This is a genomic window from Jeongeupia naejangsanensis (genome assembly GCF_016865585.1).
Classification (GTDB): Bacteria; Pseudomonadota; Gammaproteobacteria; order Burkholderiales; family Chitinibacteraceae; genus Jeongeupia; species Jeongeupia naejangsanensis.
This window is the reverse complement of the sequence record NZ_JAESND010000006.1, coordinates 39,989-56,583: the sequence shown is the minus strand read 5'-3', so window position 1 is coordinate 56,583 and position 16,595 is coordinate 39,989. Positions and strand designations below refer to the sequence as shown.

15 protein-coding genes are annotated in these 16,595 nt (G+C 64.0%); 4 read left to right on the top strand and 11 right to left on the bottom strand.

The annotated features are described in order from the left end of the window. Window positions 1-11 precede the first annotated feature (11 nt). Both dnaK and grpE read right to left on the bottom strand, forming a co-directional pair. A complete protein-coding gene (dnaK, locus tag JMJ54_RS12450) occupies window positions 12-1,937 on the bottom strand; it encodes a molecular chaperone DnaK (RefSeq protein WP_203538884.1) in 1,926 nt (641 codons plus the stop codon). Window positions 1,938-2,202: 265 nt separating this feature from the next. Continuing rightward, window positions 2,203-2,742, bottom strand: a complete 540-nt coding sequence (gene grpE, locus JMJ54_RS12445) for a nucleotide exchange factor GrpE (protein ID WP_203538883.1) — start codon at window positions 2,740-2,742, stop codon at window positions 2,203-2,205. Between the two features lie 258 nt (window positions 2,743-3,000). Between grpE and aceA the strand changes: the two genes are divergently transcribed. After that, window positions 3,001-4,281, top strand: a complete 1,281-nt coding sequence (gene aceA, locus JMJ54_RS12440) for an isocitrate lyase (protein WP_189461322.1) — start codon at window positions 3,001-3,003, stop codon at window positions 4,279-4,281. 165 nt (window positions 4,282-4,446) lie between these two features. On the opposite strand, the gene JMJ54_RS12435 is transcribed toward aceA, so the two are convergent. Then, a complete protein-coding gene (locus JMJ54_RS12435; protein ID WP_203538882.1) occupies window positions 4,447-4,806 on the bottom strand; it encodes a 5-carboxymethyl-2-hydroxymuconate Delta-isomerase in 360 nt (119 codons plus the stop codon). A 69-nt stretch (window positions 4,807-4,875) separates the two neighbouring features. Then, window positions 4,876-5,772 (bottom strand): LysR family transcriptional regulator, encoded by an 897-nt coding sequence (locus JMJ54_RS12430; protein ID WP_203538881.1) that lies wholly within the window; start codon window positions 5,770-5,772, stop codon window positions 4,876-4,878. A 117-nt stretch (window positions 5,773-5,889) separates the two neighbouring features. Between JMJ54_RS12430 and aceB the strand changes: the two genes are divergently transcribed. Continuing rightward, window positions 5,890-7,485 carry a malate synthase A gene (gene aceB / locus JMJ54_RS12425; protein ID WP_203538880.1) on the top strand — a complete coding sequence of 532 codons (1,596 nt, stop codon included), beginning with the start codon at window positions 5,890-5,892 and terminating at the stop codon, window positions 7,483-7,485. Between the two features lie 55 nt (window positions 7,486-7,540). Here the strand turns inward: aceB and JMJ54_RS12420 are convergent, their stop codons facing one another. Both JMJ54_RS12420 and JMJ54_RS12415 read right to left on the bottom strand, forming a co-directional pair. Further along, entirely contained in the window at window positions 7,541-8,419 is an 879-nt protein-coding gene (locus JMJ54_RS12420) for a lipid A biosynthesis lauroyl acyltransferase (protein WP_203538879.1), read from the bottom strand. Between the two features lie 175 nt (window positions 8,420-8,594). Beyond that, complete coding sequence (locus JMJ54_RS12415) at window positions 8,595-9,518, bottom strand: bestrophin family protein (RefSeq protein ID WP_203538878.1); 924 nt, start codon at window positions 9,516-9,518, stop codon at window positions 8,595-8,597. Between the two features lie 150 nt (window positions 9,519-9,668). On the opposite strand from JMJ54_RS12415, the gene JMJ54_RS12410 reads away from it, so the two are divergent. Then, complete coding sequence (locus JMJ54_RS12410) at window positions 9,669-11,453, top strand: ABC transporter transmembrane domain-containing protein (RefSeq protein ID WP_203538877.1); 1,785 nt, start codon at window positions 9,669-9,671, stop codon at window positions 11,451-11,453. A gap of 106 nt (window positions 11,454-11,559) precedes the next feature. Beyond that, window positions 11,560-12,171, top strand: a complete 612-nt coding sequence (locus JMJ54_RS12405) for a glutathione S-transferase (RefSeq protein ID WP_203538876.1) — start codon at window positions 11,560-11,562, stop codon at window positions 12,169-12,171. Between the two features lie 43 nt (window positions 12,172-12,214). Here JMJ54_RS12405 and JMJ54_RS12400 read toward each other — a convergent pair whose 3' ends face one another. The 5 genes from JMJ54_RS12400 to JMJ54_RS12380 all read right to left on the bottom strand — a co-directional run bounded on the left by JMJ54_RS12400 (window position 12,215) and on the right by JMJ54_RS12380 (window position 16,532). Further along, window positions 12,215-13,360 carry an osmoprotectant ABC transporter ATP-binding protein OsmV gene (locus JMJ54_RS12400; protein ID WP_203538875.1) on the bottom strand — a complete coding sequence of 382 codons (1,146 nt, stop codon included), beginning with the start codon at window positions 13,358-13,360 and terminating at the stop codon, window positions 12,215-12,217. Continuing rightward, window positions 13,360-14,019: an ABC transporter permease gene (locus JMJ54_RS12395; RefSeq protein WP_203538874.1), complete on the bottom strand. Its 660-nt coding sequence runs from the start codon at window positions 14,017-14,019 to the stop codon at window positions 13,360-13,362. The genes JMJ54_RS12400 and JMJ54_RS12395 overlap by 1 nt, the downstream gene beginning before the upstream one ends. After that, a complete protein-coding gene (locus JMJ54_RS12390) occupies window positions 14,019-14,921 on the bottom strand; it encodes a glycine betaine ABC transporter substrate-binding protein (RefSeq protein WP_239000070.1) in 903 nt (300 codons plus the stop codon). The genes JMJ54_RS12395 and JMJ54_RS12390 overlap by 1 nt, the downstream gene beginning before the upstream one ends. A gap of 73 nt (window positions 14,922-14,994) precedes the next feature. Further along, on the bottom strand, window positions 14,995-15,711 hold the full coding sequence (locus JMJ54_RS12385; protein WP_203538873.1) for an ABC transporter permease: 717 nt from the start codon (window positions 15,709-15,711) through the stop codon (window positions 14,995-14,997). 263 nt (window positions 15,712-15,974) lie between these two features. Beyond that, window positions 15,975-16,532, bottom strand: a complete 558-nt coding sequence (locus JMJ54_RS12380; protein ID WP_275411106.1) for a sugar O-acetyltransferase — start codon at window positions 16,530-16,532, stop codon at window positions 15,975-15,977. Window positions 16,533-16,595: the final 63 nt, after the last annotated feature.

Sequence of the window (16,595 nt, the reverse complement as noted above, 5' to 3'; positions counted from 1 at the left end):
CCGAGACCAGATTACTTGCTGTCTTTCACTTCGGTGAATTCGGCATCAACGACGTTGCCGTCATCCTTCTTGTCGTCGCCGGCAGCCTGTGCGCCAGCCGCGCCGGCGTCACCGCCCTGCTGCGCGTACATCTGCTCGGCCAGCTTGTGGCTTGCCTGCATCAGCGCGTTGGTCTTGGCTTCGATCACTTCCTTGTCGTCACCGGACACGACTTCTTCCAGTTCCTTGATCGCGGTTTCGATCGCGGTCTTTTCCTCGGCCGAGATCTTGTCGCCGAATTCGCCCAGCGACTTCTTCACCGAGTGGATCATCGCGTCGCCCTGGTTGCGTGCGCCGACGAGTTCGGACAGTTTCTTGTCCTCTTCCGCGTTCAGCTCGGCATCCTTGACCATGCGGTTGATCTCGTCTTCCGACAGACCCGACGATGCCTGGATCTTGATCTTGTTCTCCTTGCCGGTCGCCTTGTCCTTGGCCGACACGTGCAGGATGCCGTTGGCGTCGATGTCGAAGGTGACTTCGATCTGCGGCGTGCCACGCGGCGCCGGCGGGATGTCCGACAGGTTGAACTGGCCGAGGCTCTTGTTCGCTGCCGCCTTTTCACGCTCGCCCTGCAGAACATGGATGGTCACCGCGTTCTGGTTGTCGTCGGCGGTCGAGAACGTCTGCGATGCCTTGGTCGGAATCGTGGTGTTCTTCTGGATCAGCTTGGTCATGATGCCGCCCAGCGTTTCGATGCCCAGCGACAGCGGGGTCACGTCCAGCAGCAGCACGTCCTTGCGGTCACCCGACAGCACCGAACCTTGCAGCGCGGCACCGACGGCCACGGCCTCGTCCGGGTTCACGTCGCGGCGTGCTTCCTTGCCGAAGAACTCTTTGACCTTTTCCATCACCTTCGGCATGCGGGTCTGGCCGCCGACGAGGATCACGTCATCGATGTCCGACACCTTGAGACCGGCATCCTTCAGCGCGATACGGCACGGCTCGATCGAGCGCTCGATCAGGTCGTCGACCAGCGATTCGAACTTGGCGCGGGTGATCTTCAGCACCAGGTGCTTCGGACCGGTTGCGTCCATCGTCACGTACGGCAGGTTGATTTCGGTCTGCGCTGCCGACGACAGTTCGATCTTGGCCTTCTCGGCAGCTTCCTTCAGCCGCTGCAGCGCCATCACGTCCTGCTTCAGGTCGATGCCCTGTTCTTTCTTGAACTCGCCGATGATGTAGTCGATCAGGCGCTGGTCGAAGTCTTCACCGCCAAGGAAGGTGTCGCCGTTGGTCGCGAGCACTTCGAACTGCTTGTCGCCATCGACATCGGCGATTTCGATGATCGAGATGTCGAACGTACCGCCGCCAAGGTCGTATACGGCGATCTTGCTGTCACCCTTCTCGTGCTTGTCGAGGCCGAACGCCAGTGCGGCAGCGGTCGGTTCGTTGATGATGCGCTTCACTTCCAGACCGGCGATGCGACCGGCATCCTTGGTGGCCTGACGCTGGCTGTCGTTGAAGTAGGCCGGCACCGTGATCACGGCCTCGGTCACTTCTTCGCCGAGGTAGTCTTCGGCCGTCTTCTTCATCTTGCGCAGCACTTCGGCGCTGATCTGCGGCGGCGCCATCTTCTTGTCGCGCACCGACACCCAGGCGTCGCCGTTGTCAGCCTTGACGATGCCGAACGGCATCAGGTCGATGTCCTTCTGCACTTCCTTGTCGGTGAACTTGCGGCCGATCAGGCGCTTCACCGCATACAGCGTGTTCTTCGGGTTGGTCACGGCCTGACGCTTGGCCGGCGCACCGACGAGGATCTCGCCGTCTTCCTGATAGGCGATGATCGACGGTGTGGTGCGAGTGCCTTCGGCGTTCTCGATCACCTTCGGCTGGCCGTTTTCAAACACAGCCACGCAGGAGTTGGTGGTGCCCAGGTCAATACCAATGATTTTTGCCATGTTTCGTTTCCTTCCAATAAGTGGGTTCCGCCTTGGCGAAACCGTCGATATGAATAACCTTGCTAGCCAAGTGGGGATGCCGACCGACTTTTCAAGAGTGCCGTCCGGAGGGGCGATAGCCGTTGTCGATCCGCCACGCCCCTCAGCGCATCGGGCCGTGCGGCGGCCGATACGGTCGTCACGTCACGCCCCGACAGCCAGTACCGGTCTGGCGATGGCCTAGCGGTGGTCGTGCAACCCCCGGTCGTGGGTCGGCCCTGCCGACTCAGGCTGCGGCGACGATGACCATCGCCGGGCGCAACACGCGGCCGGACAGGGTGTAACCCTTTTGCAGCACGCGCACGATGCTGTTCGGCTCCTGCTTTGCCGGCTCCATCGAAATCGCCTGATGCAGGTTCGGGTCCAGCTTGTCGCCGGCTACCGGCGCCACTTCCACGAGCTCGAACTTCTCGAACGCCGACACCAGCGCCTTGTGGGTCAGATCGACACCGGTTTTCAGCGCCTCGAAGTTGCCGGACTGGTCGAGCAACGCCATTTCCATCGCGTCCTTCACCGACAACAGTTCACGCGCGAATTTTTCCACCGCGAACTTGCGCGCCTTGTCGTTCTCTTCGGCAGCACGACGACGGACGTTGTCCATTTCGGCCTTGGCGTACAGCACGTCCTGACGGGCACGGTCGAGGTCGGCCAGCGCGGCCGACAACTGCGCCTCCATATCGGAACCCTGCACGTCGTTCTGCGCGACGGCGGCGTCCTGCTCGGTTTCGGTCGGGTTCAAAGGCTGTTTTTCGTTTTCTTGCGACATCGGTTCCGTACTCCTGAACATCCAATATGACTGTCCCGCTATATAGGGCCTGCGCCGGTATTTTCAAGCATTTTGGGCACAGAAAAATAGTCAAACGGCGATGCGATCGGGTTGATACGGGCAAATCCCAATATGTAGTCAAAACCATCGGACTACACTCAATTGGTGCACCGCAAAATCATGTTGCGCTGCAGAAGTTTTGTGCTTGAATTTCTTTTGTTTTCGGCGGAAACGCCAGTCACCACGCGGGAGAGAGAGATGACTACACGGGAAGAGCGCATCGCACAACTCGAGAAGGAATGGGCGGAAAACCCACGCTGGAAAGGCATCCAGCGCACTTACAGCGCGGCCGATGTTGAAAGGTTGCGCGGTTCACTACAAATCGAACATACGCTGGCGCGTCGCGGTTCGGAAAAACTCTGGAAGCTGCTGAACGAAACGCCGTACGTGCACGCGCTCGGCGCATTGACCGGCAATCAGGCGATGCAGCAGGTCAAGGCCGGCCTGAAGGCGATCTACCTGTCGGGCTGGCAGGTTGCCGCCGACGCCAACATCGCCGGTGAAATGTATCCGGACCAGTCGCTGTATCCGGCCAACTCGGTCCCGGCCGTCGTGCGTCGCATCAACAACACCTTCCAGCGTGCCGACCAGATCAGCCACGCTGAAGGCGACGACAGCATCGATTATTACGCGCCGATCGTCGCCGATGCCGAAGCCGGTTTCGGTGGCGTACTGAACGCCTTCGAGCTGATGAAGGGCATGATCGAAGCCGGCGCTGCCGGCGTGCACTTCGAAGACCAGCTCGCCTCGGTGAAGAAATGCGGCCACATGGGCGGCAAGGTACTGGTGCCGACGCGTGAAGCCGTCGAAAAGCTCGCCGCAGCCCGACTGGCTGCCGACGTCATGGGTGTGCCGACCCTTCTGGTCGCCCGCACCGACGCCGAAGCCGCCGACCTGCTGACCAGCGACGTCGACGACAACGACAAGCCGTTCTGCACCGGCGAGCGCACGCCGGAAGGCTTCTACCGGACCAAGCCGGGTCTCGAACAGGCGATTTCGCGTGGCCTCGCCTACGCCCCGTACGCCGACCTGATCTGGTGCGAGACCGGCAAGCCGGATCTCGAATACGCGCGCGCCTTCGCCGCGGCGATCCACGCCAGGTTCCCGGGAAAGATGCTGGCGTACAACTGTTCGCCGAGCTTCAACTGGAAGAAGAACCTCGACGACGCGACGATTGCCAAGTTCCAGAAAGAACTCGGTGCGATGGGCTACAAGTTCCAGTTCATCACGCTGGCCGGCTTCCATGCACTGAACTACGGCATGTTCAATCTGGCGCACGGCTATGCCCGTACCGGCATGAGCGCCTTCGTCGAACTTCAGCAGGCCGAATTCGCCGCCGCCGACCGTGGCTTCACCGCGGTCAAGCACCAGCGCGAAGTCGGTACCGGCTACTTCGACTCGGTCACCCAGGTGATCCAGCAGGGCCAGTCAAGCACGACCGCGCTGACCGGGTCGACCGAGGAAGAACAGTTCCACTGAACGCAGAAACACGAGGCTAGACCGTGCCCGACATGATCAAGGGGCACGGTTGGCGGCCGGAACGGTGCCTACTCCTCCCACACCGTCCACCGGTCTGCCGATGGCAGCCAGAAAAAAACCGCACGCTACCCGCCGTGCGGTTTTTTCATTGCGATGCCGGCGGTTTCAACCCGGCAGCACTTCCTTGGCGTAGCAGTCGCGGTTCATGTCGCGGACGTCGACCGTCAACTGGACCGGTCCATTCACCGCCGGCAGCGTCGATTTCAGCGCAGCAGCGATCCGCGCACCCAGCGCCTGTTTCTGCGCGTCGGTCCGTCCGCAGAGCAAGGACACCTGCACATGCAGAAAGGCGGTACCGGTATCGCCGGTACCCACCAGATGATCGTCCAGCCGGTAGGCGCGGCTCTTGATGTCGGCTTCGCCAAACAATCCCGAATCGAACATCACCTGCCCCAGGATGCGCAGGGCTTGCGGTGCATCGTAATCGACGAGGTTTTGCGTGTATTCCAGACTCAGGTGCGGCATGGCGTGTCCTCTTGGTGGCCGATGGGCGCCAGCGGCGCCATGCCCCAAGCCTACCAGTTGGGCGCGCTTTCAGTCCCAGTAGCCCGGCACGGCGTAGACCGTTTTCAGATGATCGATGAAGCGCCGCACCCGCTGCGGCAGATGCTTGCGCTGCGGCATCACCGCATACACCGGGTAATCGGGGGCCGAGTACGCGTCCAGCACGGTCACCAGCCGTCCCTCGCCGACGTCGCTGCGCACCTCCCACAGCGAACGCCACGCCAGCCCGTAGCCCTTCAGCGCCCATTCGTGCAGCACCGCACCGTCATTGCATTCGAGCACGCCCTGCACTCGCCAGTTGCTCAGCTTGCCGTCGACGCGAAAGGTCCAGCCACGGCTCTGGCTGGCGCCGAGTGACAGGCAATCGAAGCGCTCCAGATCGGCCGGTGTTTTCGGAATGCCGCGTTCGGCCAGATAACTCGGCGATGCGACGACGACCCGGCGGTTTTCGGCCAGCCGTACCGCAACATGGTTCGAGTCGGCCAGCTCGCTGATCCGGATCGCACAGTCGACGCGCTCCCCCGCCAGATCGACCAGCCGGTCCGACAGGTCCAGCGTGACCTTCAGATCCGGGTGTTCGCGCTGGAACGTCGCGATGTGCGGCGCCACGTGGCGGCGGCCGAAACCGGCCGGTGCCGTCACGCGCAGATGGCCGCGTACCCGCGCGCTGCCCGAAGCGACCGCCGCCTCGGCCTCTTCGAGTTCGGCGACGATGCGCTGGCCGTCCTCGAAGAACGCGCTGCCTTCCTGCGTCAGCGTAACGCGCCGGGTCGTGCGCACCAGCAGCCGGGCACCGAGACGCTCCTCGAGCGCATCGAGCCGCCGGCCGATCACTGCCGGCACCACACCTTCATCCCGCGCCGCCGCCGAAAGGCTGCCGAGATTGACCACCGCGATGAACGTCTGGAGCTGTTTGAGCGCGTCCATTATGTACTTGAAAGTAAAAGAAGCTATCGCATTCTAGGGCTTTTTTGTGGCCATGGCCGCGTCTAGACTGGGTGCACTGCAACACACATCCAATGATTCCCGTTCGAGGAGCACGCAATGAGTTCACTGCCACAAGGCGTCCAGATCCACGCCCCGATTTCCGACGATTTCGCCGCCATCCTGACGCCGGAAGCGCTGGCCTTCGTTGCCAGACTCCACCGCGCCTTCGAAGGCCGGCGGCAGGAACTGCTGGGGCGGCGCGTGCTGCGCCAGCAGGAACTCGACGCCGGCAAGCGCCCGGACTTCCTCGCCGAAACCGCGCACATCCGCGCCGGCGAATGGCAGATCGCGCCAATCCCGGCCGACATCGCGCTGCGCCGCGTCGAAATCACCGGTCCGGTCGAAAAAAAGATGATCATCAACGCGCTGAACTCGGGCGCGGACAGCTACATGACCGACTTCGAGGATTCGAACACGCCGAACTGGTCCAACCAGATCCAGGGCCAGATCAACCTCAAGCAGGCGGTGCGCCGCACGCTCGCCTTCCGCAACGAGGCCGGCAAGGAGTACAGGCTCAACCCGAAGATCGCCACGCTGATCGTCCGCCCGCGCGGCTGGCACCTCGATGAAAAGCACGTCACCGTCGACGGATCACGCGTCTCGGGCGGGCTGTTCGACTTCGCGCTGTTCCTGTTCCACAACGCCAAGGAACAGCTTGCCCGCGGCACCGCACCCTACTTCTACCTGCCGAAGATGGAGTCGCACCTCGAAGCGCGACTGTGGAACGACACCTTCGTGCTGGCGCAGGACGAACTCGGCCTGCCGCAGGGCACGATCAAGGCCACGGTGCTGATCGAGACCATCCTCGCCGCGTTCGAGATGGAAGAAATCCTCTACGAGCTGCGCAACCACTCGGCCGGACTCAACGCCGGCCGCTGGGACTACATCTTCAGCTGCATCAAGAAATTCAAGACCGACCGCGACTTCTGTCTGGCCAACCGCGCCCAGATCACCATGACCGTGCCCTTCATGCGCGCCTACGCGCTGAACCTGGTCAAGACCTGCCACAAGCGCGGCGCGCCGGCGATCGGCGGCATGAGCGCGCTGATCCCGATCAAGAACGACCCTGAGGCCAACGACAAGGCAATGGCCGCTGTGCGTGCCGACAAGACCCGTGATGCCGGCGACGGCTTCGACGGCGGCTGGGTCGCCCACCCGGGGCTGGTGCCGATCGCGATGGAAGAATGGGTCAAGGTCCTGGGCGAGCGACCAAACCAGTTCGACAAGCAGCGCCCGGATGTCGCGGTCACCGCCGCTGACCTGCTGAACTTCCAGCCCGAAGCGCCGATTACCGAGGCAGGCCTGCGGATGAACATCGACGTCGGCATCCAGTACCTCGGCTCCTGGCTCGCCGGCAACGGCTGCGTGCCGATCCACAACCTGATGGAAGACGCGGCGACGGCCGAAATCAGTCGCTCGCAGGTCTGGCAGTGGATCCGCACGCCGAAGGGCGTACTCGACGACGGCCGCAAGGTGACCGCCGACATGGTGCGCGGCATGATTCCGGAAGTGCTCGACGCGATCCGCGCCGAACACGGCGATGCGGTCTTCAGTGCCACGCCGTATGCGCAAGCGGCACAGATCTTCGAAACCATGAGCACCAGCGACGACTTCGCCGAGTTCCTGACGCTGCCGCTGTACGAAAAGTTGTGATCTGAGCGAGTCCATGAAAAACGGCACCCTCGGGTGCCGTTTTTCATGCCGGGTGTCAGTACACCGGCGCTTCGCCTTCGGGCCGGTGCTTGAAGCGCTTGTGCACCCAGTAGTACTGCTCGGGCAGGCGCCGGACCTGCGTTTCCAGAAACGCATTCATCGTCCGCGCATCGGCCACCGCATCCCCGCTGGGATAGTCCGCCAGCGGCGCGAAGATGTTCAGCTTGTAGCCACGGAAATCGGGCAAAACCTCGGTAACGAAGGGCACGACGCGCGCGCCGCTCAACTTGGCCAAACGCGACACCGACGTCAGCGTGCAAGCCTGAACGCCGAAAAACGGCACGAAAGCCGAGTTCGTCACGCCGAAGTCCATGTCCGCGGCCAGCATCACCGGCACGCCACGACGCAGGCACTCGAGCGAGGCGCGGGCGCTGTCGGCACGGGAGATCATCTCGGCGCCGAAGCGGCCCCGCTGGGTCCGGGCCAGACCGTCAAAATCGCGGTTCGACATCGGCGTGTACAGCGAGGCCACCGGATGGCGCGACGAGTAGCGCATCGAGCCTGCTTCGATCGCCACGAAGTGGAAGCCCATGAAGATGGTCGGCGGTGCTGCGGGATCGTGCAGGTCGATGGCGCTGTCGAGTTCGATCAGTTGCGCCATCTTCCGCGCGTCGCCGAACCACTGGAAACCGCGCTCGAGGTAGCTGCGGATCACCTGGCAGATATGCGCCCTGGCCAGTACCTCGCGCTCGGCGTCGTCCATGTCCGGAAAACACAAACGCAGGTTCACATGCACCACGCGCTTGCGCGACGTCGGCAATCGATACAGCAGCAAGCCGAGCGCGTGGCCGATGCGCGCGACGACGCCGTACGGCAAACACGCCAGCAGCCGCAACAGGCCCACGCTGAAAAAGAATCCGACCTTGCGTTTCAAGTGCTGCTTCCCGCGGGCGCTCCCATCGGCGCCGCTTGCCCAAAACAACGCGGGGCCAGCATACGCGGTCTGCGCGCGGCGCCACGCGATAATTTTGTGAACGCGGCCACATCGATACGGTCTGGCAACAGCCCCTTTCGTCTCCAGTCTCAGGGCTGTCAATACACCACAATACTCACGTCAGAATGTACTGGGAGTCGGGCTCCAACGCCGGTGGCAATCGGGCGGCATCGGTCATTTCGAGCAGGGTCCGCTCGACCGTGCGGCAGATGGCGTCCAGCGCCAGATCGTTGGGTTCGGTGCCGAACGGCGTTTCCAGCTCGCCGGCAATCGACTCCAGCGCCATGAAGGTGTAGGCGACGAAGACCGAGATCAGCGGCGTCAGCAAGCCGATGCTGTCGACCAGCCCCAGCGGCAGCAGCGAGCAGTACAGGTAGATCGTCCGGTGCAGCAGCACGCTGTATGCATACGGCAAGGGCGTGCTGGCAATGCGTTCGCAGCTGCCGAGGATGTCCGACAGCTTGTCGAGATTGGCATCCATCGACTGCCACAGGATGTCGTTCAGCCGCCCTGCCGCTCGCTCTTCCGCCAGCCACAGGCCCAGCTCCCGCAGCACCATTGCCGGGACGAACTGTGCGGCCGCCAGCCGTGCTGCCGTCTCGGGTGGCAACAGGCGCACCAGATCGTCGCGCGGATCGGTCTGGCGCAACTGGTGCTTCAGCGCAAAGGCGAACGCCTGCAGCAGCGCGGCGAACTGCACGATGCGCGGGTCGTCCGGCGTCCGGCCGGTCATCGTGATCGCCTGCCGCAGCAGCGAGCGGGTCTGCACCAGTACGCCGCCGCACAGCTTGCGTGCCTCCCAGAACCGGTCGTAGCTGGTGTTGTTGCGGAAGCCGAGGAAGATCGCCAGCGCGATCCCCATCAGGCTGAACGGACCGATCGACAGCCGCAGGCCGAAACCTTCGACCCAGCCGTGCAGCACGACCACCAGCAGCGCAAAAGCCAGATTCAGCGCGAGTCGCGGCAGGATCGACGAGAGCACCGACCCCCGCCAAGTGAAAACCATGAAAAACCAGTGTTGCGGCGGGCGGACGATCATCGGACTGACGGAAAGACATCGGGGCCGCCATTATAGGCGGCCCCCGGATACAGCCAGGTTACCGCTTGCTACGCCGGCAAGGCGTTTCCCCCCTCACGGCGAGGATGGCGTACCCTGCCCGGATCATCCCCTCCGGCCTCGCTCAAACGCATGTCCGCCCCCTCGAATCCCCGCCGCATCAGACCACTGTTCGGTCTTGCCCCCTTCCTTCGTCCCTATGCCGGCCGCTGGCTGCTGGCTTTCGTCGCACTCGCGGTTGCCGCCGGCGCGACGCTGGCGCTGCCGGTCGCCTTCCGCTACCTGATCGACCTCGGCTTCTCGCCGGGGCATCGCGGCGAGATCAACCGCTATTTCATCGCACTGTTCGGCGTCTCGCTGGTGCTGGCTGCGGCAACGTCGCTGCGCTTCTACCTCGTCTCGTGGCTGGGCGAGCGCATCACCACCGACCTGCGCAGCGCCGTCTACGAACACGTACTCGGCATGAGTCCGGCCTTTTTCGAGACGACGCAGACCGGCGAAGTCCTGTCGCGACTGACGACCGACACCACGCTGATCCAGACCGTCGTCGGGACCAGCCTGTCGATGGGCTTGCGCAACTTCTTCCTGTTCACCGGCGGCACGGCGATGCTGATCGTCACCAGCCCGGTACTCTCCGCCTACATCCTCGTGACGCTGGTCGCCGTCATCGTGCCGATCCTCGTGTTCGGCCGGCGGGTGCGCAAGCTGTCCAAGGCCAGCCAGGACCGCGTCGCCGACGCTAGCGCACTGGCTGGCGAAGTGCTGAACGCGATGCCGACGGTGCAGTCGTTCACGCAGGAACCGTACGAAAACGCCCGCTTCGGCAGCGCGGTCGAAACGGCGTTCGGCACCGCGCTGGCCCGGATCCGCGCCCGCGCCTGGCTGACCGCGATGGTCATCGTGCTGATGTTCGCTGCCGTAGTCTTCGTGCTCTGGCTCGGCGCGCAGGCAGTGCTGGCCGGTACGATGAGCGCCGGTGAACTGTCCCAGTTCATCCTCTATGCGGTGGTGACCGCCGGTGCCGTCGGCGCGATCGCCGAAGTCTGGGGCGATCTGCAGCGCGCAGCCGGCGCGACCGAACGCCTGCTGCAATTGCTCGGCACCCGCTCGCCGGTCCAGGAGACCGCCACACCGCAGCCGCTGCCGGACAGGGAGTCCGGCATCGAATTCGACGCAATCGACTTCGCCTACCCGTCTCGCCCCGATGCGCCGACGCTCGCCGGCCTGTCGCTGCACATCCGTCCGGGCGAACACATCGCACTGGTCGGACCATCGGGCGCGGGCAAGACCACGCTGTTCCAGCTGCTGATGCGTTTCTACGAACCGCAGGCCGGCGCCGTCCGGCTCAACGGCGTCGACATCCGCGATCTGTCGATGGCCACGCTGCGTCGGCACATCGGCGTGGTGCTGCAGGAGTCGGTGATCTTTGCCGGCAGTGTCGCCGACAACATCCGCTACGGACGGCCCGATGCGACGCAGGCCGAGATCGAACAGGCAGCCGAAGCGGCGGCAGCAGCCGGTTTCATTGCCGAATTGCCGCAGGGTTACGACACCTTTCTCGGCGAGCGCGGCGTGCGGCTGTCGGGCGGCCAGCGCCAGCGGATCGCCATTGCCCGGGCGATCCTGAAGAATCCGCCCATCCTGCTGCTCGATGAAGCCACCAGCGCACTCGACGCCGCCAGCGAGCGGCTGGTCCAGCAGGCGCTCGACAACGCCTCGCACAACCGCACCACGCTGGTGATCGCGCACCGGCTGGCCACGGTGCTGGAAGCCGACTGGATCGTCGTGCTCGATCACGGGCGCATCGTCGCGCAGGGCCGGCATGCCGACCTGCTGCACAGCTCGCCGCTGTATGCCCGGCTCGCGGCATTGCAGTTTGCCGACGCGGCCCGGGTCTCGGCCACGGCGGGAAACTGACTCGAACATACAAAAATACTGATATGTTGCTTGCAGACAACCCTAATGGCCGAAGCGCTGCCGGCCGATTAGAATCGGCTCGCCTTCCTTCTCGCGTGTCTCAGCCATGAAACTGATCAGCTCGCTCACCAGCCCGTTCGGCCGCAAGGTCCGCATCGTGCTCGCCGAAAAGCACATCGACTATCAGCTGGTCGAAGACTCGCCCCATGCCGCAGACAACCAGATCGCGGCACTCAACCCGCTCGGCAAGGTGCCGGTGCTGATCCTTGACGATGGCAGGCCGCTGTACGACTCGAGCGTCATCGTCGACTACCTCGACCAGATTTCACCGGTCGGCAAGCTGATCCCGGCCGAACACCGCCAGGCGATCGGCGTCAAGCGCTGGGAAGCGCTGGCCGACGGCATCACCGATGCTGCGATATTGATCGTGATGGAGTCGCGCCGCCCGGCCGAGCAGCAGAGTGCCGAGTGGGTCGCCAAGCAGCAGCTCAAGATCGAACGCGGCCTCGAACGCGTCGCCACCGATCTGGCCGACCGCAAATGGTGTACCGGCGATGCCTTCACGCTCGCCGATGTCGCCATCGGCTGCATGCTCGGCTACCTCGAGCTGCGCTTTCCGGAACTGCAGTGGGCCGAGCATCATCCGAACCTGGCCGGACTGCGTGCACGACTCGACGCCCGCGCCTCGTTCGGCGACACCCGGCCGCCGGCGGTCTGAACCGCGGTTCCGCACAAAAAAAGGGCGCCGACGGCGCCCTTGTTCATTTCAGCGCCATGCGCTGGCGGCCGTGCGTCTTGCCCGAATTGAGGAAACTGGCGATGTAGTCCTGCGAGACTTCGCCGTTGTAGCGGCCGTCGGCATCGAGCACCGGCATCCACGTCAGATTGTGCTCGTACAGCCTGGACAGCACCACGCGCAGGTTTTCGTCCGGTTTGGAGGTCGCGCTGAACGGCTTGAGCTTGTCGGCACACGTGCCCTCCGCGCCCTTGGCGTCCTTGCGCTGCACATAGCCCAGCGGCTTGCCCTCGCGATCGACCACCGCGAGATAACGTGCGTCGTTGTCGTCCATCACGCCGAAGGCATGGCTCAGCGGCGTATCCAGCGTCGCGGTCTGCGTTTCCTGCGCATCGGCCACGTCGCCGGCCTGTACCAGCAGCAGGCGCTTGAGCGTGCGGTCGTGACCGACGAAGGATGCAACGAACTCGTCGGCCGGCTTGGCAAGGATCTCGTCGGCCCCCGCGCACTGGACGATCCTGCCCTGGCGGAACACGGCAATCCGGTCGCCGAGCTTGATCGCTTCGTCGATGTCGTGGCTGACCAGCATCACCGTCTTGCCGAGCTGGCGCTGCATCAGCTGGAACTCGTTCTGGATCTGCTCGCGGTTGATCGGGTCGACCGCGCCGAACGGTTCGTCCATCAGCAGCACCGGCGCGTCGGCCGCCAGCGCGCGGATCACGCCGATGCGCTGCTGCTGGCCGCCGGACATTTCCTTCGGGTAGCGGTGCAGGAACCGGTCCGGATCGAGTGCAACCATGCTCATCAGCTCGCGCGCGCGTTCACGGCAGCGCTTCCTGTCCCAGCCGAGCATGCGCGGCACGACCATGATGTTGTCCTCGATCGTCATGTTCGGGAACAGGCCGATCTGCTGGATCACGTAGCCGATATTGCGCCGCAGGGTCACGGTGTCGATGCCGGCGGTGTCTTCGCCGTTGATCAGCACCTGGCCCGAGCTCGGCTCGATCAGCCGGTTGATCATCTTCATCGTCGTCGTCTTGCCGCAACCCGAAGGCCCGAGCAGCACGCAGATCTCGCCTTCCGGCACCACGAGGTTGACGTCGTTGACCGCGTTGAACGACTGGCCGTTTTTCTGGATGAATTGCTTGGTGAGGTTCTTGAGTTCGATCATCAGCGGATTCCTTTCGGGGTCAGTACGCGCTGCAGACGAAGCAGCACCTGGTCCATCACGACGGCGAGCAGGCTCACCACGACGGCGCCGGCAATCAGCTTGCGGATGTCGCTCTGGCTGATGCCGTGCAGGATCAGCGTGCCGAGCCCGCCGGCGCCGACGATGGCGGCAATCGCCATCACACCGATATTGAGTACGACGGCGGTACGGATGCCGCCGAAAATCAGCGGCACCGCCAGTGGCAGCTCGACCCACTTGAGCCGCTGCCAGAAGGTCAGGCCGATGCCGCGACCGGCCTCGCGCACGCCGGGATCGATCGTCGTCAGCGCGGTATGCGTGTTGCGCACGATCGGCAGCAACGAATAGAGGAAAGCGGCGGTGATCGCCGGCACCGCGCCGATGCCCTGCCCGATCAGCGAAAACAGCGGGATCATCAGCCCGAACAGCGCGATTGCCGGAATCGTCAGCACCACGGTCGCCAGGCCCAGCACGATGCCGGCCAGCGACTTGAAGCGGACGATCAGCACGCCGAGCGGCACGCCGATCAGCACCGCGAGGCCGACGGCGATGCCGACCAGCCTCAGATGCTGCTGCGTCAGCCCGAGGATGAAGGGCAGGTTGTGCCAGATGTAGGCGAAGGTCTGGTTCAGCGTCTCCATCAGATCAGCCCCTTTTCGCGCAGGAACTCGCCGGCAACGTCCTTGACCGGGCGATGCTCGATGTCGACCTTGGCGTTCAGCGCCGACATGGTGTCGTTGTCGAGCAGTGCGGCAAGGGTATTCAGGTCGTCGGCCAGGCCCGGGTTCTGCGCCAGCACCTCGGTGCGCACCACCGGTGTCGCGGCGTAGCTCGGGAAGTAATGCAGGTCGTCCTCGAGCACCAGCAGATCGAAGCCCTTGACCCGGCCGTCGGTGGTGTAGACGAGGCCGGCGTCGACAAAGCCGTCACGGATCGCGTTGTAGACGAGACCCGGGTCCATCTGGCGGATCTGCGGCCGGTTCAGTTCCAGCTTGTACAGTGCCTGCATCGGCTTGAGGCCGTCGGAGCGGCCGGCGAACTCCATGTCGAAACCGAGTTGCCACGGCTTGTCCGCCTTGGCGGCGTCCATTTTCGCGACCAGATCGGACACGCTGCGGATGCCTTCCGCTTCGGCGCGCTCGCGTTTCATCGCCAGCGCATAGGTGTTGTTCAGCGGCGCCGGGTTAAGCCAGGTCAGGCCTTTCGCGGCATCGATGCGCTTGACCGTCGCGTAGGCGTCGGCGTCGCTCATCCGCTCGGTGATGTGGTTGTAAATGATCAGCGCGGTGCCGGTGTAGTCCCAGACCAGATCGAGCTGCTTGTTCTCGAGCGCGTTGCGCTGGATCACCGTCGCCAGATCGGTCTTCTGCTCGACCTGATAGCCTTTGCTGCCGAGGTATTGCGCGGTCAGTGACGACAGGATGTGCTGCTCGGTGAAGTTCTTGCTGCCGATCACCAGATTGGCGGCCAGCGCCGGTGCGGCCATGACGAGTGCGGCTACACACAGCGCCATGCGTTTGGAAAGTGACGAAAGTATCGTCATGGTGCGTCCTCCATGTGGGGTCCCGCCCGCCCTGCGCGAGCCGGGCAGCGGGATACAGGGGGTAAAGCGGTCGTCAGGCGACGCCGCGCGGGCTCATGAACTTGCCGAGGCTGGCGACCAGCACGTCGAGCACCAGCGCGATCGCGGCGGTGCCGACGGCGCCGAGCAGCAGCGCGGTGTGGTTGTTCAGGTAGATGCCCGGGAAGATCAGCTCGCCATAGCTGCTGGCGCCGATCAGGAAGGCCAGCGGCGCGGTGCCGACGTTGATCGCCAGCGCGATGCGCACGCCGGACAGGATCACCGGCAGCGCATTGGGCAGTTCGACCCGCCACAGCCGTTGCCGCGGCGTCATGCCGATGGCGTTGGCGGCCTCGATCAGTGTCGGCGACAGGCCGGACAGGCCGGCATAGGTATTGCGGACGATGGGCAGCAGGGAAGCGAGGAACAACGCGACGATGGCCGGCTTGTCACCGATGCCGACGACGACCATCGCCAGCGCCAGCACCGCCATCGGCGGCAGCGTGTTGCCGATGTTGAACACCTGCATGCCGTGCTCGGCGTAGCGTCTGGCCCAGGGCCGGCTCAGCAGCACGCCGCTGGGCAGTCCGACGACGAGTGCCAGCGTCATCGACACGCCGACGAGGTAGAGGTGCTGCTGGCCGAGGTAGACCAGATCCTCGCGGTACTGGGCGATTTCGGCGGGGCCAATGCCGTAGACCAGCGCGGCGATGGCCGCGGCGGCGAGGATGAGCCCGATACTGATGCGCTTTAAAAACGCTCTATTGTTCATGCGTCCTCCTTGGCGAAAAGCAGGCCGGCATCATGCCGGCCGCGATTTGCTGTAATGATCGCGACAACCAGAGAGCTGCCTTACGAAGGTGTTCGACATGGCGTCGAACCCGGTGCGTAAAAACGCGACTGGCGGCCGGGAAAGGCCGCCAGATTGAGTGGCGCGCAAGCGCCGTCTGACGAATGCATATACTTATAACACTTCGTTACCGACAATTACAAACCAAATACTTTTGATTCTATGACTCCCGGCGGGCCAGGGATTCAGCGTTCGCTGTCGGTCAGCTTGCGGATGATCCGGGCCGGATTCCCGCCGACGACGGTGTCCGGCGGCACATCCTTGAGCACCACGGCACCGGCGCCGACGATGGCGCGCGCGCCGATGGTCACCCCCTGACAAATGACGGCATTGCCGCCGATCCATACGTCATCTTCGACCAAAATTGGCTTCCAGCGTGCAGTCCAGTCGCGCCGCTCGATGTGGTCGACCGGATGGCTGGCACCGTAGAACTGGACGTTCGGTCCGACCAGCACGTTGTTGCCGATGGTGATCGCGGTGCCGTCGAGCAGGGTGACGCCGGCATTGAGGAATGTATGGTTGCCGATACGAACCGACTTGCCATATTCACAAAACAGCGGCGCGCGCACCCAGCTGTCTTCGCCCAGCGCGCCGAACAGCTCGCGCCAGAGCGGCGGCTGCAACTCGGATTCTGTATTGGCGATCTGGCGCAGCAGCCGTTCGGCGTTCTTGCGCATCGCCACCATTTCGGGGGCGTAGAAATCGAATGGCTCGCCGGCAAGCAGTTTGTCGAGTTCGGTCATCGGGCGGCTCCGCAAAATCGTGAAGCCGCCAGCTTACCCCGCCATCGGCCCCGCGCCAGCCGA